Source organism: Streptomyces sp. NPDC090741 (assembly GCF_044769045.1).
GTDB lineage: Bacteria > Actinomycetota > Actinomycetes > Streptomycetales > Streptomycetaceae > Streptomyces.
Map to the genome: position 1 here is coordinate 286,550 of NZ_JBIVXF010000006.1, position 20,310 is coordinate 306,859.

The 20,310-nt window shown below is 71.6% G+C and carries 22 protein-coding genes; 12 read left to right on the forward strand and 10 right to left on the reverse strand.

Annotated features, from left to right (window positions below; translation table 11 throughout):
- Positions 1-427 precede the first annotated feature (427 nt).
- A complete protein-coding gene (locus ACIQU4_RS18890) occupies positions 428-664 on the forward strand; it encodes a SulP family inorganic anion transporter (RefSeq protein WP_403731620.1) in 237 nt (78 codons plus the stop codon).
- Between the two features lie 201 nt (positions 665-865).
- On the opposite strand, the gene ACIQU4_RS18895 is transcribed toward ACIQU4_RS18890, so the two are convergent.
- The 3 genes from ACIQU4_RS18895 to ACIQU4_RS18905 form a co-directional block, all read right to left on the reverse strand.
- Positions 866-1,153 carry a zinc-binding dehydrogenase gene (locus ACIQU4_RS18895; protein WP_403731623.1) on the reverse strand — a complete coding sequence of 96 codons (288 nt, stop codon included), beginning with the start codon at positions 1,151-1,153 and terminating at the stop codon, positions 866-868.
- On the reverse strand, positions 1,154-1,846 hold the full coding sequence (locus ACIQU4_RS18900) for an alcohol dehydrogenase catalytic domain-containing protein (protein WP_403731626.1): 693 nt from the start codon (positions 1,844-1,846) through the stop codon (positions 1,154-1,156).
- A gap of 90 nt (positions 1,847-1,936) precedes the next feature.
- Positions 1,937-2,521: a TetR/AcrR family transcriptional regulator gene (locus ACIQU4_RS18905; protein WP_403731629.1), complete on the reverse strand. Its 585-nt coding sequence runs from the start codon at positions 2,519-2,521 to the stop codon at positions 1,937-1,939.
- Positions 2,522-3,129: 608 nt separating this feature from the next.
- On the opposite strand from ACIQU4_RS18905, the gene ACIQU4_RS18910 reads away from it, so the two are divergent.
- A complete protein-coding gene (locus tag ACIQU4_RS18910) occupies positions 3,130-4,566 on the forward strand; it encodes a CocE/NonD family hydrolase (RefSeq protein WP_403731632.1) in 1,437 nt (478 codons plus the stop codon).
- Positions 4,567-4,724: 158 nt separating this feature from the next.
- Entirely contained in the window at positions 4,725-5,921 is a 1,197-nt protein-coding gene (locus ACIQU4_RS18915; protein ID WP_403731635.1) for a macrolide family glycosyltransferase, read from the forward strand.
- 127 nt (positions 5,922-6,048) lie between these two features.
- On the opposite strand, the gene ACIQU4_RS18920 is transcribed toward ACIQU4_RS18915, so the two are convergent.
- The 4 genes from ACIQU4_RS18920 to ACIQU4_RS18935 all read right to left on the reverse strand — a co-directional run bounded on the left by ACIQU4_RS18920 (position 6,049) and on the right by ACIQU4_RS18935 (position 9,556).
- Positions 6,049-7,371: an MFS transporter gene (locus tag ACIQU4_RS18920; protein ID WP_403731637.1), complete on the reverse strand. Its 1,323-nt coding sequence runs from the start codon at positions 7,369-7,371 to the stop codon at positions 6,049-6,051.
- On the reverse strand, positions 7,368-8,321 hold the full coding sequence (locus ACIQU4_RS18925; protein WP_403731640.1) for an SGNH/GDSL hydrolase family protein: 954 nt from the start codon (positions 8,319-8,321) through the stop codon (positions 7,368-7,370). The genes ACIQU4_RS18920 and ACIQU4_RS18925 overlap by 4 nt, the downstream gene beginning before the upstream one ends.
- Positions 8,322-8,604: 283 nt before the next feature.
- Positions 8,605-8,979, reverse strand: a complete 375-nt coding sequence (locus ACIQU4_RS18930) for a VOC family protein (RefSeq protein ID WP_403731642.1) — start codon at positions 8,977-8,979, stop codon at positions 8,605-8,607.
- Positions 8,980-9,247: 268 nt separating this feature from the next.
- On the reverse strand, positions 9,248-9,556 hold the full coding sequence (locus tag ACIQU4_RS18935) for a putative quinol monooxygenase (RefSeq protein WP_403731645.1): 309 nt from the start codon (positions 9,554-9,556) through the stop codon (positions 9,248-9,250).
- Between the two features lie 283 nt (positions 9,557-9,839).
- On the opposite strand from ACIQU4_RS18935, the gene ACIQU4_RS18940 reads away from it, so the two are divergent.
- The 4 genes from ACIQU4_RS18940 to ACIQU4_RS18955 all read left to right on the forward strand — a co-directional run bounded on the left by ACIQU4_RS18940 (position 9,840) and on the right by ACIQU4_RS18955 (position 13,694).
- Positions 9,840-10,274: a hypothetical protein gene (locus tag ACIQU4_RS18940; RefSeq protein WP_403731649.1), complete on the forward strand. Its 435-nt coding sequence runs from the start codon at positions 9,840-9,842 to the stop codon at positions 10,272-10,274.
- Between the two features lie 74 nt (positions 10,275-10,348).
- Positions 10,349-12,037, forward strand: coding sequence for an SWIM zinc finger domain-containing protein (locus ACIQU4_RS18945; RefSeq protein WP_403731652.1), 1,689 nt, complete (start codon positions 10,349-10,351; stop codon positions 12,035-12,037).
- A gap of 132 nt (positions 12,038-12,169) precedes the next feature.
- Positions 12,170-12,670 (forward strand): hemerythrin domain-containing protein, encoded by a 501-nt coding sequence (locus ACIQU4_RS18950; RefSeq protein ID WP_403731654.1) that lies wholly within the window; start codon positions 12,170-12,172, stop codon positions 12,668-12,670.
- 472 nt (positions 12,671-13,142) lie between these two features.
- Complete coding sequence (locus ACIQU4_RS18955) at positions 13,143-13,694, forward strand: hypothetical protein (RefSeq protein ID WP_403731657.1); 552 nt, start codon at positions 13,143-13,145, stop codon at positions 13,692-13,694.
- A gap of 124 nt (positions 13,695-13,818) precedes the next feature.
- Here the strand turns inward: ACIQU4_RS18955 and ACIQU4_RS18960 are convergent, their stop codons facing one another.
- Both ACIQU4_RS18960 and ACIQU4_RS18965 read right to left on the reverse strand, forming a co-directional pair.
- Positions 13,819-14,256 (reverse strand): DUF5709 domain-containing protein, encoded by a 438-nt coding sequence (locus ACIQU4_RS18960; RefSeq protein ID WP_403731660.1) that lies wholly within the window; start codon positions 14,254-14,256, stop codon positions 13,819-13,821.
- A gap of 151 nt (positions 14,257-14,407) precedes the next feature.
- The gene (locus ACIQU4_RS18965; RefSeq protein ID WP_403731663.1) at positions 14,408-15,007 is read right to left on the reverse strand and encodes a SixA phosphatase family protein; all 600 of its coding nucleotides are present in this window, start codon (positions 15,005-15,007) and stop codon (positions 14,408-14,410) included.
- A gap of 66 nt (positions 15,008-15,073) precedes the next feature.
- Here ACIQU4_RS18965 and ACIQU4_RS18970 point away from each other — a divergent pair, with 66 nt between their 5' ends.
- The 5 genes from ACIQU4_RS18970 to ACIQU4_RS18990 all read left to right on the forward strand — a co-directional run bounded on the left by ACIQU4_RS18970 (position 15,074) and on the right by ACIQU4_RS18990 (position 18,948).
- Positions 15,074-15,469: a hypothetical protein gene (locus ACIQU4_RS18970; RefSeq protein WP_403731665.1), complete on the forward strand. Its 396-nt coding sequence runs from the start codon at positions 15,074-15,076 to the stop codon at positions 15,467-15,469.
- A 78-nt stretch (positions 15,470-15,547) separates the two neighbouring features.
- The gene (locus ACIQU4_RS18975; RefSeq protein WP_403731668.1) at positions 15,548-15,901 is read left to right on the forward strand and encodes a PRC-barrel domain containing protein; all 354 of its coding nucleotides are present in this window, start codon (positions 15,548-15,550) and stop codon (positions 15,899-15,901) included.
- Between the two features lie 107 nt (positions 15,902-16,008).
- On the forward strand, positions 16,009-16,749 hold the full coding sequence (locus ACIQU4_RS18980; protein ID WP_403731671.1) for an ArsR/SmtB family transcription factor: 741 nt from the start codon (positions 16,009-16,011) through the stop codon (positions 16,747-16,749).
- An 80-nt stretch (positions 16,750-16,829) separates the two neighbouring features.
- Entirely contained in the window at positions 16,830-17,795 is a 966-nt protein-coding gene (locus ACIQU4_RS18985) for a DMT family transporter (protein WP_403731673.1), read from the forward strand.
- A gap of 202 nt (positions 17,796-17,997) precedes the next feature.
- Positions 17,998-18,948, forward strand: coding sequence for an SDR family NAD(P)-dependent oxidoreductase (locus tag ACIQU4_RS18990; protein ID WP_403731676.1), 951 nt, complete (start codon positions 17,998-18,000; stop codon positions 18,946-18,948).
- A gap of 424 nt (positions 18,949-19,372) precedes the next feature.
- On the opposite strand, the gene ACIQU4_RS18995 is transcribed toward ACIQU4_RS18990, so the two are convergent.
- Complete coding sequence (locus ACIQU4_RS18995) at positions 19,373-20,110, reverse strand: hypothetical protein (RefSeq protein ID WP_403731678.1); 738 nt, start codon at positions 20,108-20,110, stop codon at positions 19,373-19,375.
- Between the last annotated feature and the right edge of the window lie 200 nt (positions 20,111-20,310).

The window sequence follows — 20,310 nt, forward strand, 5'->3', positions numbered from 1 at the left end:
AGTCCGCGGCCCGCCGGCCGAGGGCCGCCTGATCGCAGATGGGGTGGTGGTGCCGGCCGCCGCCGCGGTGGACGGCGCCGGGACCGTCGCCATCCTGTTCCTCCAGCGTTTCCTGCCCGAAGTCCCCGCGGTGCTCGTGATGGTGTGATGGTGGTCCTGGCGATCGCCGCGGCCACCGGCTTCGGCCTGAGGGCACCCGGCGTCGGCCTGGTCCGGGTGCTGCCCGGGGGCTTCCCGCCGTTCACGATCCCCGAGGTACGGTTCGCCGACCTCGCGCCGCTGCTGGGGGTTCGCAGCATGGGGCTTCCAGCCCGTACGGGGCAGCAGGTCCGCGGCAACCAGGAGATGGCGGGCGTCGGCGCGGCCACGCCAGTCGGCCGACCTCTTCCAGGGCTTCCCCGTCAGTGCGAGCGGGTCGCGTACGGCGGTGGCGGAGCGCGCGGGGGCCAGGAGCCGACTCACCGGGGTCGTCGGAGCGGTAGTCATCGTCCTCATGCTCGTGCCGGCTCCGGGCCTGTTCCGCAACCTCCCCCAGCCGGCCCTGGCCGCCATGGTCATCACCGTGTCACTGCCCGGCCGACGTGCCGGGGCCGTACGCGGCGCAAGTTCGAGCGGTACGAGCTCACCCGCACCATCGACCCGCAGCACTTGTCCCCCACCGTGAAGGCCGCCGTACCAGCGCCCACCGGGGCCCGCGGGCCAGGGTGCCCGGTGCCGGGCCCGCGTCCGCCCGGGTGCCGCCGGCGGCCGAGCGGAGCACGCCGGGCAGCAGGGCGCTGACCACGACGGCCGTCACCAGGCCGCGAGCTGCCGGGGGCGGCACGGTCCGCGCTCCGGACCGAGGAGGCCGGCGGCGGGCTCGGGTTCAGTCGAGGGTGACGACCATCTTGCCGAGGGCTTCTCCTGCCTCCATGCTCCGGTGGGCCTCGACGATCTCGTCGAACCGGAAGACCCGGGTGGGACGGGCCCGCAGGGCGCCGGTGTGAACCTTGGCGTAGATGTCGTCCAACGGCACGTCGGTGAGCGGGAACGCGGGGGTGCCCAGGACGAAGGCGCTGCCGAAGAAGCTGAGCCGGACCCCGCTGGGGAGATCGGCGATCGGGTCGAAGTCCCGCACCGGCTCGAATCCGCCCAGGAAGCCGAGCTGGCACACTCAGCCGCGCGGCCGGACCAGGGCCAGCGAGTCACGCAGGACGTTGTTGCCGACGACGTCGAACACCGCGTCGACTCCGATCTCCCGCTGCGAGACCTGGGCGGCGAGCGCGCCGTCGTCGATGAGCACGTCGGCGGCCCCGAGCTCCTTCAACAGCGGCGCCCGCCGCGGGTCCCGGGTCGTGGCGAGCACGGTCGCGCCGTGGTCGACCGCCAGGTTGACGGCGGCCTGGCCCAGCGAGGAGGTCGCTCCCCTCACCACGACGGTCTCGCCCGGCCGTAGGTCCAGATTCCCGAACAGGCCGCTCCAGGCGGTCGTGTACACCTCGGGAACCGCCGCCAGATCGGCCCAGTCCAGCGGCGAACGCACGGCCACCACGTTGGTCGCCGGAACGGTCACCAGCTCCGCGTAGCTTCCGTTACGGGTCCTCCCCATGCCGCCGAGGATCGCCACCACTCTCGTCCCGACGGGGAGTCCACCGGACGGGTCGGCCTCCACCACCCCGGCGCACTCGATCCCGGGGACGGCGGCGACCTTCCCCCAGGCGCCGCTGCGCATGTACGCCTCGGCGTGGTTGAGGCCGAACGCCTTGACCCGGATCAGCACTTCGCCGTCGGCGGGTACGGGGTCGGGCAGTTCGGTGGAGGTGAGGACCTCGGGGCCGCCGTGGGCGGAGATGACGATGGCCTTCATGTACCGACTCCATTCTTGAGCAGTCATTCAACTATCGGTGCGGAAGAAGGGCCACCGCGTACGGTGGCCCGTGTGGCGTGCGCCTCGCCGTCAGGCGAGAGCGGTGAAGGCGTTGTCGACGATCGTTCGCAGGAGCGTCTCGTCGGGATTGGCCTTCCCGACGACCATCAGCCCCTGGCAGGTGGCGACCAGCAGCTTGGCGCTGCCGGCGCAGTCCAGTGAGGCGCGCACCTGGCCCCTGCGGACCGCGTTCTCCAGCGCGTGAGTCATGCAGCGCTCCAGCCGGGCCAGGTGGCCGCGGACGACGGCCGCCGCCTCGCCGTCCTCGGCGGCGTTCTCGATCGCCGTGTTGACGAGCAGGCAGCCCTGCCGGCCCTCGGGGCTGAGCAGGTCGCGCACCAGCCCGTCGAAGTAGCCTCGGATCTCGGCCACCGAAGCCCCCGGAGCCTCCAGCTCGCCCAGCTTCTCGGGGACGACCAGCTTCGAGTAGCGCTCCAGCGACTTCAGGAACAGCGCGTGCTTACCGCCCGGAAAGACACCGTAGAGGCTGCCGGGCTTGACCCCGGTCGCCTTCACCAGATCCTCGATGGACGTCGCCCGGTACCCGCGTTCCCAGAACCGCAGCATGGCGGCGTTCAGGACGGCGTCGGGCTCGAACTCGCGAGGTCTGGGCATGCGTAAAAAATACATGAACGACCATTCAAGAACAACTGCCGATGCGCAGGAAGCGATCTCTGCGGCCACAGAGAAGCGACCAGCGCCGCCGGCGATTCAGCGCCCCGCTCTCGCGCCGGCCTCTTCACCGACACCGTGGAGCAGCGCTCGACCGCACCGCCTACGGGGTCTGCTCCGGCGTGAACCTCGTGAGGTCCTCGCGATCGGCCTCGACGGGTTGGTGTACCACCAGCAGCGGCGGCCCGACGGCTCGTGGACCGGATTCCGGCCCCCGCGGGGCGTCACCACCGCCGCCGTGGGAGCCGGCGCCATCGGGAGCCGCCCCCTCTCTGGGCGGCGGATCCGTGACAGAGCCGGGCGGGGGTCGTTGGACGGGCGTGATCGCGAGGGTGCTCGCGTTGGCCTGGTGGAAGGGCGGTCGGCACTGTGGTGAGTTCGTGAGCGGAGTGCGGAAGGCGCGGGCATGGCGAGGGACGCTCTCCGTGGCGTTGTTGGCTTCGGTACTGGCGGCTCACGGCACTCCTGCCGCGGCAGATTCCGGCGGAGACGGAGTGGGTCACGCCGCTCGGGAGGGTGGGCCGGTTTCGGTTGCCGCCACGACGATCGTGATGCGTGACGGCACCCGGATCGCCGCCACCGTGTACGTTCCGTCGGTGGCGGGCCACCATCCGTTGATCGTGATGCCGGGCGCGTGGTGGGCCATGCCACAGGACGCGTTGCTCGACAACAAGAAGCAGCTGGCGGAGTCGGGTTACGTGGTGGTCTCCTACGACCCTCGGGGGCTACGGCGGTCGGGCGGAGAGATCGACATGGCCGGGCCGTCGGACGTGGCGGACGTCTCCGACGTGATCACCTGGGCGCTGGGCCACACGCCTTCGGACGAGGGGCGGGTGGGGTTGTACTCGTCCTCCTACGGGGCGGCCGTGAGCCTGAACGCGGCTGCCCAGGATCCGCGGGTGGTCGCCGTCGCGGCGCTGTGTCCCTGGACCGATCTGTTCGAATCGTTCGTGCGCAACGACACGCGTGCCGGGCCGATCACCACCTTCCAGGCGCTGATCGGATCGGTCAACGGCCGGATGAGCCCGGCGACGCTTCAGGCCTTCGAGCGGTTGAGGAGCGGCCGGGACACGGCGCAGGTGCGGGCTTGGGCGAGGGAGCGGTCGCCTCGTACGTTCGCCTCGGCGCTCCACGCGCGCCGCACGGCGGTGTTCATGGCCGGGGAGTGGAACGATCCCCTGGTACCGGCCGGGCACACGGGCAGGTTCTTGGACCAGTTGGCCGGTCCCAAGCAGCTGTGGATGAGTCCGGGCGGCCACGGGGATTCCAGTTCCCGTGAAGCCGAGCTGTTGAAGCCCCGGGCCGCGATCCGCGGGCACGCCCAGCGCTGGCTCGACCGGTTCCTCCTGGGCCGTCCCAACGGTGCGGACCGTCTTGCACCGCTGATGGTGCGGCCGCGCAACGCCGAGGGGGTGGAGACCTACCCGAGCTGGTCGGCTCTGGAGCGGTCGCCGTCGCAGGTCGCGCTCCGGGCTGACGGCGCCGGGGAAGGCGGCAGCAGGCGCGTGCTCGCGGGCCTGGACTCACCCGCCGACTCGGGCCCCTTCCCCGTCTCCGGATTGGCCGACTCGCTCGGTCTGCCGCCCACCACCGCGGTCCCTCTGCTCACCCCGCCGCTCGCGGCGGTCTGGCGCAGCGGTCCGGTGGATGCCCCGTGGGCATTGCGCGGCTCTCCCCGCGTGCGCACGCGCCTGACTTCCACCGCGTCGCGGGGCACATTCGTGGCCTACCTCTACGACGTGGGCCCCTCGGGTGTGGCCCGCCTGATCAGCCATGCCCCGTACAGCTTCACCGGTGTGCGACCGGGCACGCCCGTCACGGCCGATGTACTGATGCCCGCCACGGCATGGAACGTCGCTCGGGGACACCGGCTGGCACTCGTCCTCGACAGCGGCGACCACCGCTACACCGGCGTCGGTCCCATCGGGTCGTCCCTGGCGTTCTCCGCGGCCGATACGCACCTGAGCGTTCCCGGCCGCGCCGGGTGAGGCTCGCGGTCCGCCCCTGATCTCAGGTCTTGCGCAGGTGAAAAGGCCTGGGCGGTGGTGTCTTCATACGGGGAACCGGCGTTGGGCTAGCGGCAAGTCCATCGATCTTGAGCGGCGACCGTGCCGCGCAGCGAAGTACGAAGTCTGGAGTGGTTCTCATGCTGGATATCCCGGCCGGCGGGACGGGGCGAGCGCCCCATGTGGCCGTGTTCAACGTGCCGATGCACGGGCACGTGATTCCGACCTTGGCGGTCGTACGGGAACTGGTGAGCCGTGGCCACCGGGTGAGCTACGCGGTGACCGCGGAGTTCGCCGATCATGTACGCGCCGTCGGAGCGCAGCCTGTTCTGTATGAGGCGACCGCGGCGGGTGAGGCTCCCGAGGACATGGCTGTGGGCGTGACCGAGGCGGTCGTCGTCAACGTGGCCGCGCTGCCGCAGCTGGAAGCCGCGTTCGGCACGGACGTGCCGGATGTGGTGCTGTCCGACGTATACGCCTGGGCAGGACCGCTGCTCGCGGCCCGCTGGGGGGTGCCCGCCGTCCAGCTGGCGCCGACGCACATCCCGTACGACGGCCTGGTGCGGGAGTTCTTCGGCCTCGAGGACATCGCGCAGATCCCCGGCTTCCCCGAGCTCGCCGGGGCGCTGGAGGAGTTCGGCGTGCCGGGCGGAGTCCACGCTCTGACGCTGGCACCGCCGCGGACCGTCGCGTTCTTCCCCCGTTCCTTCCAGCGGCGGCCGCAGACGGTGCAGGCGGGTGAAGCGCACTGGGTGGGGCCGGCGATCTCCGACCGGTCCTTCCAGGGCCGGTGGCGCAAGCCGGACAGCGGACTGCCGGTGCTGTACGTCTCGCTGGGCTCGCAGTTCAACCGGCGCCCGGAGTTCTACCGCTCCTGCGTGGAAGCATTCGCGGGCCAGGGGTGGCACGTGGTGATGAGCGTGGGTGCCGAGGTGGCGGCGGCCGGACTCGGTGTGGTGGGTGACGGTTTCGAGGTGCACGCGAGCGTGCCGCAGCTCGATGTCCTGGCTGCCGCATCGGTGTTCGTGACGCATGGTGGGATGGGCAGCCTGATGGAGGCCTTCTCGCTGGGCGTGCCGGTCGTCGTGGTGCCGCAGATGGCCGAGCAGCGGGTCAACGCGGGCCAGGTCCAGGAGTTGGGCGTGGGCCGCTGGCTGCCCCCTGAGCAGGCCACCGCTCAGGCGCTGCGGGACACGGTACGGGCGGTCATGGAGGACCGGCAGATCGCGGCCGCGGTGGCCGGGCTGCGCCAGGAGATCAGCGAGGCCGGCGGCGCCACGGCCGCGGCGGACGTGGTCGAGAAGGTCCTGGCGGACCTGCCCATGCTTTCGGACTGACCCCGCTCCTGGCCGACCCCACTCCTGGCGATCGTCGAACGCCTGGCATGAGGGGGTGGGCGCGGGGCGCCCCGGCCCCCGACCCGCAGCCCCCGGACCGACGTTGACCTGTTCGACTCACGGTGGTTCAGGTCACCGTCGGCAGCGTCGGTGCGGCCTGCTCCATGGCATCGGACGGCACTCGGCCTCGGCCTCGGATACGGCCTCGGATACGGATCGCGGGGCCGGTCGCGGGCGTGGTCAGGAAGCCCAGTACGGCGACCGCCGCACCGCCCCACAGGACGGCGGCCAGTCCGTGGGTGAACGGGACGGGCCCGGCGGTGGAGCCCTGGCGGGTGAAGAGCGCAGCGGACGCGGCGACTCCGGCCAGCGCGCCGAGCTCCCGGACCGAACTGTTGACGCCCGACGCCGCCGAGGCGCTCCCCTCGGGCGCGTTCACCAGGAGAGCCTCCGGCGCCGCCGTGAAGAACAGTGCCATCCCCACCCCGCCGGCCAGCAGGCCCGGTAGCTGCATCACGTACGCGGTCTGCGGGGTGAGCAGCACCGCGAACCAGGCCGAACTTGCCGCGGTCAGCAGGAAGCCGGCCGCAAGGACGGGACGCGTCCCGGTACGGGCCATCGCCAGTCCGGCCAGGGGCGCCACCAACAGGGGCATCGCCGTCCACGGAAGGATCCGCAGGCCCGCCTCCCAGGGGCTGTAGCCCTGAACGGCTTGCGGGAATTGCGCCAGCCAGAACACCGTCCCGAAAACGGCTGCGTGCATCAGAAACCCGCAGGCATGCACCGCCGGCACACCCCGAAATGCGTGCCGGTGCCCGGACCCGGCCCGCAGGCCGCCCAAGGGGCGGGGCCTGGCCACGGCCCGAACCCCGGCTGTCGGCGGCTCGCGCAGAAAGACCAGCGCTGCGACGGCCAGCAGACACCCCAGGGGCACGTTGATCCAGAAGACGGACTGCCAGCCGCCCCACTGGACGACGGCGCCACCGACCAGGGGACCCACCGCCACGGCCAGCCCGCCCAAGGCCCCCCACACTCCCAGTAGTACGGGCCGGCGGCGCGCGGAAACGGCGGCCGCGACCAGGGTCAGACTCAGCGGCAGGACCCCCGCAGCACCCACCCCCTGCACGGCACGGGCGATCGTGAGGAGTTCCGCGGTCGTCGAAGACGCGGCCGCGGCGGATCCGGCGGTGAACACCACCAGCGCGGCGGTGAACACGCGCAGCTGCCCGAACCGCGACGCGAGCCTGGCCACGGGAAGAGGCAGAACGGCCACCGGCACGAGATAGGCGTTGGCGAACCAGCCGGCCGCCGCGGCGTCGGCGTCCCGGCCCAGATCGGCGCGGATCGCGGTCAGCGCGGTGAGGAGCACCAAGTGGTCGAGCCCGCACAGGAATACCGCCAGCGCGGTGACCGCACACGCCGCCCAGGCGGAGCGCCCCTTCACCGTCACAGTTGTTCCCGCTCGGATACCCCCGACCGGGCCGCATCCGCTGCCCCGGCCGCGGCGCGGCGTCGGACGGACCGCAGGAGCGGGCGGACCGGACGGGGCAGTTGTGTGTGGCCCGGTACCCCCGCTGTGCCCGGCGCGGCCGTCCGGCAGGTCTTCACGACGGGCAGCGCGGCACGTTGCGCTGACGCTCTGGTACGCAGGCACGCCTCGCCCGCGGTGGCCACCGCGGGCGCTGCAAGGCCGAGGTAGAGCCGATAACCCTCGGCGGAAGGATGGAACGCGTCAGCGCAGTACAGCCGGCCGGGGTTCCTCCGGAAGGCGTCCGTCTCGAGGGTGACCACGCGCCCGCCGGCCGCCACAGCGGCGGGCCGCTGGAGCCGGGCCAGCCGGCGTGATCGGACCGAGGCCACGACGGCCGCCGGCAGTCGCAGGGCGGGAGCCGCACCGATATCCGCGCACGAACCGACCACGACCTCCCATCCCGCGCCGCGCAGCTCGCGCACGTACCGGCCCAGACGGTCCGCCGCCCGGCCCAGGGGCGCGGGCAGCAACACGTCGTTGCCGCCGATCAGAATGAACGCCACACCGGGTGCGGCCCGTCCGGCGACCGATCTGACCTGGCGTCCCATCCCCGCTGTGGTGGCTCCCGCACGGGCCAGGACGTCGAGGTCGACCGGGCACTCCAGCCGGTCGGCCAGCAGCCGGGCCAGATGGGCTCCGACGGTGTCCGCCGCCGTCAGCACCCCGACGGTCACCGCCGATGAGTCCCCCAGGAGCACGAGCGGCAACGGCGTTCCCGCGCCCGAGCCGTAGCGGCCCGAGGGTGAAGGTACGTCCCGCCCGTCGTACAACGGCTGCCGTAGCAAAAGAGCCGCGTACCCCTTCACCGCAGACTTCAGCACCCGGCGGCGGAGCCGCTTCCACGTCCGCTCCAGTACCTCGGCACCCATCACGCGCCCCCTTCCCGACGACAGCACAACTCGGGCTGCTCGGGCCTTCCACCCATCGGCCCTGTCCCACGGGCATCGCCACGACGGCCCGAGGTCACAAACACGGAACGTCAAACGATCAAGAACGGGCGAGGACACGATCCCCCGGCATGGAGACGGCGACCGCCCACCGCCGCAGACTCTTCGGGTTGCATCCGGTTGTCCGCGCCGATGTAGCGGGGTAGCGGGCGCCTTCGCCGGGCAGCGGGACGATGTGCGCGCCGCAGGCCGCGGCCCCGTGGACTCAGTGAAGGCAGAGGCAGAAAGGATGGCCGGCCGGGTCCGCGTAAACCCGCCAGTTGGCGTCCGGGCGGAGCTGGTCCGTCCGCTCCAGTACGGTCGCGCCGAGGGCGAGCGCCCGCTTCTCCTCCCCGTCGAGGTCGTCCACGTCGAAATCCAGGTGGAGCTGCTGCGGGTGCTGCTGTCCGGGCCATTCGGGCGGTCGGTAGCCGTCCACCCGCTGGCAGGCCAGCGGCGTTCCCTCGAATCCGTGCACCTCGACCCAGTCGGGACCCTCCGGGTCCGCGACCACCCGGCCGCCGAGCAGATCCGCGTAGAACTCTGCGAGCCGTACCGGATCGGCACAGTCCAGCGCCACCGCCTGCAGCTTTCGAATCACTTCCGACACCCCTCGTTCCTCGGTAGCTTCCGCGCTCTTGCGTACGCGAGGGGTCGTACCCGCCGCCCCGGCGGACATGCCTGCGGTACGGCGTACTGATCGCGCGGTGGCGGCGTCGGAGGGGCCTGCCGTACCGCCCCTGGACTGGTCGGCCTCGGCGGGCCGACCGTCGGCCCGGGGTCGGACTGCGGCCCGGCCGCTCGGGGATCGGTACGGCGCCGGGCCCATCGCGGTGACCTGGGAGGATGCCGGCGCGCGACCGCCGACGTCAGCCGATGCTCTGCCGATCCTGGATGTCGCAGTCGGTGTAGACCGGCGGCCTGGTCATCAGCGTCGAGAGCTGCTGGGCCAGCTCGTTGGTCTCGGGCGCTTTGCTGTTGGCCATGGCGGCCTCGTAGGAGTCGAACTCGACCACGGCGAGGTAGCGGTTGGGGTTGGCCCGGTCCTTGAGCAGGGTGCGGGAGTCGGGGGCGCCGGCGCGGCCTTCCGAGCGGGCCCGCTCCTCGTAGGAGCGCATGAGGTTGCGCACCTCGTCGATGCGCTCGGTCTCGAAGTCGATGATCTGGGCGAACTTCATGCTTCCGGTTCCTCCTGGCGCGTGGCGGCCTCGCGGGTGAGGTCCTGCTCGCCGCCAGCAAACACCTCCGCACGGGCCGCCCCCGGCTCACACACCCGCCGACGCGGCAATTCCACGAGGTTGGCCGGTAGCGGGCGGACAAGTTCAACCCGCTTGCCGATAGGCGGGGCCGGAGACGACGTCGCGGCGGACCGGCAGCTCCACCCGCTCTGACCGATCCCCGTTTGACACGCTTCGCAGGGGTGGCAGGGTGGTACGTGGGGTCATCGCTGGGAGGCTCGGCATGGTTTCCTGTGGGGCATGGCGTTCGGCGGCGCGGCAGCTTCCGCTCAGGCTCACGGCCGGCGCGTTCTTCCTGAATTCCGGACTCTCGAAACGCGGCGCGGACGAGGCCACGGCCGAGCGGCTCCATCAGTTCGCCGCCGGAACCTACCCGTTCCTCGGCGAGCAGGACGCACAGCAGTTCGTCCGCGTGCTCTCCGCCGGGGAGCTCGCCATAGCCGCCACGCTGCTCGTACCGCTCGTTCCTGCCGCTGTCGCCGGGGTGGCGCTGACCACGTTCACCGTCGGCACCCTCGGGCTCTACCTCCGTACGCCGGGCATGCGGCAGGAAGGCAGCCTGCGTCCCACCGAACAGGGGATCGCGCTGGCCAAGGACATTTGGCTGCTGGGCATCGGCGTTTCCCTCATCGCCGAGGGCGTGAACGAACACCGGTGACCCAGGCGGGTGCGCGGATGGTGATGTCCTGAAACGTCCAGCACCGAGAATTCTCGTCCGGTTGAATGGATGCCGTGACACATGCTCTGGCTTTCACCGAGGAAGACCTGCGCCGACTGGCGGGCGCACGCTCCTTCGAGCGGGGAGTCGGCTATGTGTCAGTGGTGTCCCGGCTGGAGATCGGGGGCGAGACGACCACAGCCACCGTGGACGGCACCGACGCGTACGAGATCGAGCTGACCGAGGACGAAGACGGCCGGCTCAGCGGATGGTGCGACTGCCCGTACGGGCGGGAAGGCAACTTCTGCAAGCACTGCGTGGCGGTGGGTCTGGCCGTCCTGGAACAGGCCGGATCGGCGCCGCAGCAGCGGTCGGCCGCCGCCTCGCGCACCCGGCTGCTGGACGACTGGCTGGAGTCGCGCACCCGCGAGGAACTGGCCGCCCTCATGAGGGAACAGCTCGCCGTCGACCGTGGCCTGCGCCGCCGGCTAGAGCTGCGTGCGGCCACCGCCGGGGATGACAGCGCCATCGTCCGGGAGCGCATCCTGAGCCTCCTCGACACCCGCCCCTTCGCCCGCCACGGCTACGTCGAATACGCCGACGCCCACGCCTACGGGCAGCAGGCGGCGGAGGCGGTCGCCGCCCTGCGGGCGCTGACGGCGGGCGGCCGGGCCGCCGACGCGGTGGAGGTGGCCCGCGAGGCGCTGCGGACCTTGGGCCGGACGTACGGGGAGATCGACGACTCGGACGGCCTGATCGGGGACGTCGCCACCGGCCTGGCAGAGGCCCACCTGGAGGCCTGCCTGTCCTCCCGCCCCGACCCGGTGGAGGCCGCCGAGTGGCTGGTGCGCCACCTGTTGGATGAAGAGAACGGCATCACGGACATCGACCTCTTCGACTACCGGGAGGTCCTGGGCGAGCCGGGCATGACCCGTGCGCGCGAAATGGTGGTGGCCGCCTGGCGGATCAACCCCAAGGCATGGACAGAGAAGTACCTGATGGAGCGCCTGCTGAAGGCGGACGGCGGCAGCGTGGACGCACTGGTCGCCGTCCACGCGGCGGACCTCGACCCGAACGGCCACACCCACCTGGTGATCGCCCGGGAGCTGGAGGGCGCGGGCCGCAAGGCCGAGGCCCTGGAGTGGGCCGAACGTGGGTTGCGGGAGGCCGAGTCCGAGCGGGGGCCGGATGACGAGCTGGTCGCCTTCGTCTGCGATCGGTACACGCGGGCCGGCCGCCTGGCCGATGTGGTCACGGTCCGCCGGGATCTGCTGGGGGTCCGTCCCTCCCTGACCGCCTACCAGCATCTTCGTACCGCGGCCCGTACGGCCGGGACCTGGGAGGGCGCCGAGCGCGCGGGCGCCCTGGGGGTACTGAGGGCCTCCGACCTGCCGGTGAAGGGCCGTTGGTACGGCGGTTCGGTGCTGGTCGACGCGCTCATGGACGACGCCGACGTCGAGGCCGCCTGGCAGGCCGCCGCTGACGGATATGCGGACCAGCAGCAGTGGCTGGCCCTGGCCGACCGGATCCGCGACGAGCAACCGGCCGACGCGCTGACCGTCTACCTGCGCTGGATCGAGCCACTGCGCACGGAGACCGGTGACCGCACGTACGAACGCGTGGCGGAGCTGCTGCTCAGCGCCCGCGCCTGCCACCGCACGCTGGGCACCGAGGCCGAGTTCGCCGCGTACCTGGCCGCTCTGCGCGCCGACCAGAAACGCAAGCGGAAGCTGATCGCGACGCTTGATCAGCACGGACTGTGAGTGGTCCCTCGATCAGCTCCCCCGGAGACCGCACGCCGACAGGGGCCCGCATGAACCCGCCGGACACGGGCAGTCGCCCGTATGTCCGCCGCGCCGATTCCGGCGTGGGGGACGATCGAGGAGGTGAGCGGTATGGCGGGAGAGAGCACGGACCCGGACGTCGTCGCGGTGATCCTCAAGGACCATCGCACCATGGAGGAACTGTTCCGCCGCATGCGGAGCGTCGAGGCCGACCGTGCGGGAGCCAGGGAGAAGTTCGCGGCCCTGCTCATCGCGCACGGCGAGGCCGAGGAGGCCGAGGTCTACGGAGCCCTCAAGCGCTTCAGGGACGTCGACAACGAGGAGGTCGAGCACGGCGAGGAGGAGCATGCCGAGGGCAACAAGGCCCTGCTGGCGCTGCTCGAAGTGGACGAAATCGGCTCCGAGGAGTGGGACACGCGGCTGGAGGCCCTGGTCAAGGCGGTCTCCCACCATCTGGACGAGGAGGAGCGGACGATCCTCAACGGTGCCAGGGAGAGCGTTCCCGACGAGCGCAGGGCCGAGCTGGGCACCGCGTTCCTGCGGGAACGCGAGAAGCAACTGGCGTCCGACTGCGGCCGCATCGAGAGCGTACGCAAGATCGTCGGCCGGTGAGCCGGCCGAGGCTCAGGCGACGACGGTGCGCACCAGGTGAGGGTGTCCTGTCCGTCCCGTCCCGTCCCGCTCCCACGGGACACCTCGCCAGGCCCCGCCGGCCCCGTCCCCGCCGGTGCGGCCGGGCGCCTGAGGTGGGACACGCGGCGGGCCGACGGCCGCATGGGAATCCGGTTGCCGGGTAGGCGCCGGGTGTCTTGGGCCTCGGCCGTCATCGACGTGCTGCTCGCCGACGGGCTGGGCGAGCAGGTCCGGGCCGACCGCCGACAGGGAACGACCTGCGCGAGCAGCTGGTGCCGCTGAGGCACCGTGGCGGACGGCGCCCGGCCCGTGTGGAGGTGGCCCTGGGCGACCGGAGCCCGGACGCCGCCTGACGGGGAGCGGGCACGGACCGGCCTGGACGCGGTCGGGATCACGCGGGGCGAGGCCCTCTCCGGGCCGTAGGAAGGACGGTGGGCAGACCATGGCACGCGTGAGCGTCGAAGGGGCCGACGTCGTCGTCCGGCTGGGCTTCCGGGAGGGGCTCGCCGCACGACGGCGCGAGGTCCGCGTACCCGTCTCGGCGCTGCGCCGGGTCGACGTCGAGACCAGCTGGTGGCGCGTGCTGCGCGGGCAGCCCGGTCCGGGCCTGTGGGCCCCGGGGCGGTGCGTCGGGATCCGGCACGCACTCGGCGGCGAGGACTTCGTGGCGGTGCGGGCCGGCAGTGTGGTGCTGTGCATGGATCTGGGCCCCGGCGCGCCGTTCAGCCGGGTGGCCGTCTCCGTTGCCGAACCCGAGCCGACGGGGCGGGCCCTGCGCGCGGCGATGCCGGAAGAGCCGGCCCCCGCCTCAGGGGCACAGCAGCGGCCGCTGCTCCAGCACGAGGGGGGAACGGCGGACGACCACGGGCGGCAGCCGGGGGTCCCCTCGCGCACCGGAACCGGTGCGCTGCAGCCGCCCCTCGACGAGGAACGGGTGCGCCGTGCCAACGCCGACCGGATCCGGTGGGACCACGTCATCCACCGGGACGAGGGCCAGGGTTAGGCAACCTTGCCGGTGCGGGTCAGCGGCTTGAGCAGCCGGTCGCGGTGCATACCGGAGCGCCCGGGAATCCCTGCGGCCGAGGATTCCAGGCCGGGGCGGGTGCGACGGGCTGCGGCCCGTTCCGCTACGGCTCCCCCTCTTGCCCGTCCAAGTCCTCGATGACGTGCATGGCGGCCTCCTCCGCGGAGGCGGCACCGGCATCGATGCCGACGTCGTGCGCGAAGACGTTGTTCTCGTGGGGGAACGTGGTGGTCGGGGCCAGCCGGCCTGCGCGCGCACCGCCCGCCTGCGGGTCCACGGGCTCGCCCGCACCACCCGTCAGGTCCCCGATCCCGTCGCCGGCGGGCGTCTCCCGCTCGGGGAGTTCGCGGGCGAGGCGCTCGTCGAGACTGTCCCCCCGCTCTTTCGCAAAGGGCCAGTCGGGCGGTGAGTAACCCTGGTCGATCAGGGCATCGGTGCCGGGTTCCCCGATGCTGTCGTCCATGTCCGGCTGCCGCTCGGAAGGCTCGTCCTCGGGCTGGGGCTGGTAGACGTCGTCACCGCGGGCTTCGGAGTCGCTCATGAGCCTGTCCTCTCCTCGTCGCAGCGCCGGTTCGGGTCGCGCTGCGTGCTCTCTGGGCGTCTCCCCAGGAATGCGCAGAACACGCGGCGCGGCAGCGGACCGCGCCCGCACGACCGACCGACCGCGCCGGCCCCGCGTGCCGGGCAGGAGGTCAGTGGTGCGGTGACCAGAGGGCCGTCAGGTACCCCGTACCGGGGGTAAGGGCGTCCCAGCCTCCCGGAAGGTCCACCACCGCGACCGCCGACGTCCGCAGCCCCGCCCTCAGCTCCTCCAGCAGCTTCGGCGGACCGGAACCGCACAGGGCCGAGGCCAGGTCGTGGATGCCGGGGTTGTGGCCGATCAGGGCCACGCAGCCGAGGCCCGCGGCCCGCTCCGCCAATACGGTGACCAGCGCGTTGGGCGGCCCGCTGTAGAGGCGCTCGTCGTACACGGCGGACGGCGGCTCCGCCAGCGCGGGGACCAGCAACTGCCAGGTCTGCCGTGTGCGGAGCGCCGGGGAGCACAGCGCAAGGTCGGGCGTGAAGCCCGACTCGGCCAGCCAGCGGCCCGCCCGGGGCGCGTCGGCCCTGCCGCGCTCGCTGAGGGGTCGCTGGGCGTCCTGGGCCGGATCTTCCTTGGGTACGGCCTTCGCGTGCCGCACCAGCAGCAGCCGGCACGCGCCGGCCTCTTCCGAGGCCGAGGACGTCATGGGTGGGGCGGGGCCCGAGGACATGGCCGCCTCCTTCGCCGCGGGGTACCCGTACACGGTCATGGTGCGGTCACTACGGGCTCGGCGCACCCTCGCCCCCGGCCGGCGAGCACGACTACGCTCCGCAGGATGGAACGCGCAGAGGTACTCAAGCGGGTGATCGGCATCCTCACCGAAGCCCAGGACATCCGCCGGGCCGTCGAATCCGGCCAGGACGAGGACGGCTACGGCGATGCCCACGGGGAGGGTGACGGCCCCGACGCGACGGCCGGTGTGGCCACCACGCTCCTGAACGAAATCCTGCCGTCCATCAGCGTGCCGGCCGACGCGTCCCCGCAACAGGTGGCGGCGCTGGTGGCCGAAGCCCTCGGTCCGGCCCTGCACACGATGGTCTCCGGATTCAGCCTGGCGTTCACGAGCCTCGCGATCGCGCACGACAGCGGCCGCACGGACGTCACTTCGATCGAGGTCCTCCAGGAACTCGCCCTCGAAGTCGAGGCGGGAACCTACGACGAGGGGGCGTAAGGACGCAGGTGCGTATCCGCGGAGCCTCCGGGCAGGCGGGCCATGACGGAAACGCGACGATGAAGGGAACTGTTCCCCATGTCTGAGAACGTCTGGGCCTACCTCATCACTGCCGGCCGCATCACGGATGTGGACCTGTCCGGCTACAAAGTGGAAGCCACCGACGGCAGCATCGGAAGGGTCGACAAGCACTCCGACGAGGCAGGATCCGCCTACCTGGTCGTGGACACCGGCCCGTGGATCTTCGGCAAGGAGGTCCTCCTCCCGGCCGGGACGGTCACCGCCATCGACGTGGACGAGGAGAAGATCCACGTCGGCCTGACCAAGGAACAGATCAAGAACGCGCCCGAGTTCGTACGGGACAAGCACCTGCAGGACCAGGACTACCGCCGGCAGCTCGGCGGCTACTACGGCATGCTCCCGCCGATGTGACCGCGGGACCCTACGGAAGGGCGCGGGCGTCCGGGGCCCCGGTCCGGCTTCGGTGATCGAGATGGAATCATTCGTCCATCACCGAAACGATCAGGCATCCTGAGGACATGAATGAGCTGCCCCCCTCGACGCCCGCCGACGCCCCGGCCCCCGCGGCCCGCCTGGCGGCCTTCGCCGCGGCCCTCGCCGACGAGACGCGGGCCGCGATCTGCATGACGCTGCTGGAGGGCCGCGCCTGGACCGCGGGCGAACTGGCCCGGATCACCGCCGTGGCGCCCTCCACCGTCAGCGGCCACCTGACCCGGTTGCTCAACGCCGGCATCTGCGTGACCGAGCGGCAGGGGCGCCACAGTTACGTGCGCATCGCCGATGCCGCGACCGCCCGCCTGGTCGACGAAATCGCCTCGCACGCGATTCCGGACCGGGACGCTGCGCACGCCGTACCGGTGGTGGCCGCGCCGGACCCGCTGGCTCGCGCACGGACCTGCTACGACCACTTCGCCGGCCGGTTCGGCATGGCGGTCACCGATGCGATGGGGCGGCGCGGGCTGCTGCGCACCCAGGGCGTGTTCGAGCTGACGGAGGACGGCCGGGCCTGGTGCACCGAGGCCGGGATCAGTCTCGCCGGCGCCGGTGCGGGTCGCAGACCACTGGCGAGTTCCTGCCTGGACTGGACCGAACGGCGGCGCCACCTGGGCGGCCTCACCGGAGCACGCCTGTGCGCGCGGGCGCTGGACGCGGAGTGGGTGGTGCGTCCGGCGGGCGGAGGGCGGGGGCTGGAGGTCACCGCGGCCGGGGAGCGGGCCTTCGGGGAGCTGCTGGGGATCACGCCCGCGGCGTGGAGCTGAGCCGGAGCCGGAGCTGAAGCTACTGAAGCCGGATCAACATTTCGGTCGACACCGAAAAGTTCGCCCCGTAGGGTGGACCGATGACGTTCCGCTCAAGTCACCTCACACCCGGCGTCGTCACGGTCGGCGCCGTTTCCTTCACGGTGTTCGCCTGGGCCTCCGCCTTCGTCTCGATCCGCAGTGCGGGCGCCGCCTACTCACCCGGTGCGCTGGCCCTCGGCAGGCTGCTGGCCGCGTCGCTGGTGCTCGCCGTCCTGCTCCTCGTACGCCGCCAAGGCCTGCCGCCCCGCGAGGCCTGGCGCGGCATCCTGCTGTCCGGCGTGGTGTGGTTCTGCGGCTACACGGTCGCGCTGAACTGGGGTGAGCGGCTGGTCGACGCGGGTACCGCGTCCCTGCTCGTGAACACCGGGCCGATCCTCATGGCGCTCCTCGCGGCCCGCCTCCTCGGCGAGGCGCTCCCGCCGCGGCTGTTGGCGGGCATGGCCGTCTCCTTCGCCGGAGCGGTGGTCGTGGGGCTGTCGATGTCATCCGGGGACGGTGGCTCGACCTCGGTGCTCGGGGTCGTTCTCTGCCTGCTCGCGGCGGTCGCCTACGCCACCGGCGTCATCGCCCAGAAGCCCGCCCTCTCGTACGGGACACCGCTGCAGATCACCGCGTACAGCTGCCTGACGGGAACCGCGGCCTGCCTGCCCTTCAGCGGGCAGCTGCTCGAGGAACTGCCCCGGGCGCCGGCGTCCGCCACATGGAACATGGTCTACCTGGGGGTGGTGCCGACCGCCCTCGCCTTCACGACGTGGACCTACGCCCTGGCCCGCATGCCCGCAGGCAAGCTGGGGGCGACCACGTACGCGGTCCCGGCCGTCGTCGTCCTGCTGAGTTGGGCCCTCCTGGGCGAGGTACCGGCCTGGCTGACCCTCCTCGGCGGCGTGCTCTGCCTGGCCGGAGTGGCGGTGTCCCGGTACGCGCCGCGCCCCCGGCGCACGCCGGTCGATAAAGGCGGCGAACCCGGCACGGACCGGCCCCTGACCGAATCCCCGCTCCCCTGAACCCGGACTCGGGGCCGGGTCCCGGGCGTTCACGGGATGCCGAGCCCTGCCTCGTACTGGTGGCACGTGTAGGAATTGTCGGCCGCCTGGCGGGACTGTCGGTGATCCATAGGCGATGTGTCGGTGGCCGCTGGAACCCTGGGTGTCGAGTTGCCGGCGGAGCAGTCGCAGCCGCCTTCACCAGTAAGGGAGCCCCGTCGCCATGTCGTCCGCATCCTCCACCCCGCCTTGGAATGTCCAACGGCTGCCGCGTGCCGATGGCAGCGTTTTCCTCGTCACCGGCGGCAACGCCGGCATCGGGTACTTCGTCGCGGAGCAGTTGTCGGCAACCGGAGCCACCGTCGTACTCGGCAGCCGGAATCCCGCCAAGGCCGAGGTCGCCACGGCCTCGATCCGTGCGCGCGTCGCCGGTGCGCGGGTGCGGGCCGTACGGCTGGACCTCGCCGACCTCTCGTCGCTCGAAACAGCGGTGGAATCACTGGGGGTGGAGCGCCTTGACGCGGTGGTCCACAACGCCGGCGTCGCGCTTGACGACCCGCCGCGCAGGGAGACCGGGGACGGTCACGAGCTCATGTTCGGCACGAACCACCTCGGGCACTTCGCGTTGACCCGGTGGCTGATGCCGCTGCTGTCGGCCGCGCCGGCGGCCCGCGTCGTGACCACGGGCAGCTTCGCGGCAAAGTCCGAGCGGCTCGACCTGGGCGATCTGCAGTCCCGGAAGGACTACCAGCCCAAGCGCACCTACGGACGCTCCAAGTTGGCGCAGATGTGCTTCGGTGTCGAACTCGACCGCCGGCTGCGTGCTACCGGCAGCACGGTGACGAGCGTGGTGGTCCATCCCGGCGGCGCGCTGGACTCCCTCACCCCGTCACGGCCGCCGGTTCATGTGCGAACCACCGGCGCCCGGCTGAGCGCGGCACCCGCGGCCCTCCTCGTCCAGGGCAAGCACGCCGGCGCATGGCCCGCAGTCCGAGCGGTGCTCGACCCGGCCGTGCGTGGAGGCCAGCTGTGGGGACCACGCGTCTTCGGCCTGCGCGGCGAGCCCCGGCACGAACCGATATGGAACCACCTCGCCGACGCCTCCGTCGCGGGGCGGTTGTGGGAGGCAAGCTGCGACCTGACCGGCGTCGACCCCGGTGCCATCCCCGGATAGCCCCGGGCACGCGCGCCGGCCCGGCGAAACCCAGCCCGGAAAGAACTTCGCGACGCCACTTCCGTCGAAGCTTTCCCTCGGCACCGTCAGGCTGTTTAAGATCGCCATGCAAATATCCCCGCCTCTCGCGAATAGAGTGGCGGGGATATTTTGCTGACGCCATCAGTCGTCGTCGGCCGAGCGGGAGTGACGCTTCTTCCAGATTGCGCCACCCGCCACGCAAACAACGAGGAGTACGAACAGAACGGGGATGAGCGGGCCAAATCCCATGGTTCCGAACACAACATCTCCTTGACCACAGAGAAATCAGCTAGCCGATTCGGGACAGCGGCGGGAGGGCCACGCATCGACCACCCCGCGTTCGATCCGGCCGGGGCCTGCGATCACCGACACTGCATTTTCGGCAACCGCAGGCCCATGGGTTCTACTCGTCCTTGAGGTAACCGCCGACGAAGCCCCGGTAGTCACCCCAGACGCGCTCGCGCTCATCCCAGGAGCTGCCCCAGCACGACGCCGTCCAGATGGTCTCGCTCTGGGCGTTGTCGGCCGGCGGCGAGGAGATCCACTCCTTGACCGGGCTGTGGGAGAAGTCGCATCCCGGCACGTAGAGGTAGTGGGAGGCGCTGCCCGGGTACACCTTCGTGGTGTCCTTGCCCTTGACCTGGTAGTTGGTCCGCACCGAGACCCGCGAGACCTTGACGCCCATGAACTTGTCCGTGTACGAGTACGAGGCCCACATGTCGTGGTAGCCGGCCGCCCTGAGCGCGATGCTGGAGTTGGGGGACGCGTCGTCGCCACCGCCGGTGGACTCGCGCTCGACCACGACGTCGCCGCCCGCCAGCACCGACCGCGTGATACCCGCGACGGCCGGGGACTCGGCGTCCTCGAAGAGCTGCTTCATCAGGGAGCGGTCCTCGAGCAGGTCGAGGAACCTGGTCTTCTGGGCGCCCGAAAGGGCCGAGAATCCCTGCGCGGTCTCCTTGGCCTGCTCGTCCCCCTGAGCCGACTTCATCGCGAGGTAGGCCTGGTACTTGGCGACCCTGGCGGCCTGCGAGACCAGGCCGTCGTCAGCCTGCGCCGAGCCGGGCAACATCGCCAGAGCTATTCCGGCAAGAGCGACGGCGGCGGTGGTGGTGAGGCCTTTTCTGATCGCGGAGCGCATGCTGGTTTTCTCTCCCTTTTGCTTTCCACTCGATTAATTCGGGCAGGAAAGGGAGAGGTGCACAAAAGCGTGCCCCAGGCCCCGGCCCCCCGTGTCACGCGCCCGCCTTTTAGATCCCCGCGGTCGCGCCTCACAAAGAGTGCCCGAGAGCTTCGCGACACGTCAATCGATCTTAAATCTTTTGAGGTTCATCTGAGTTA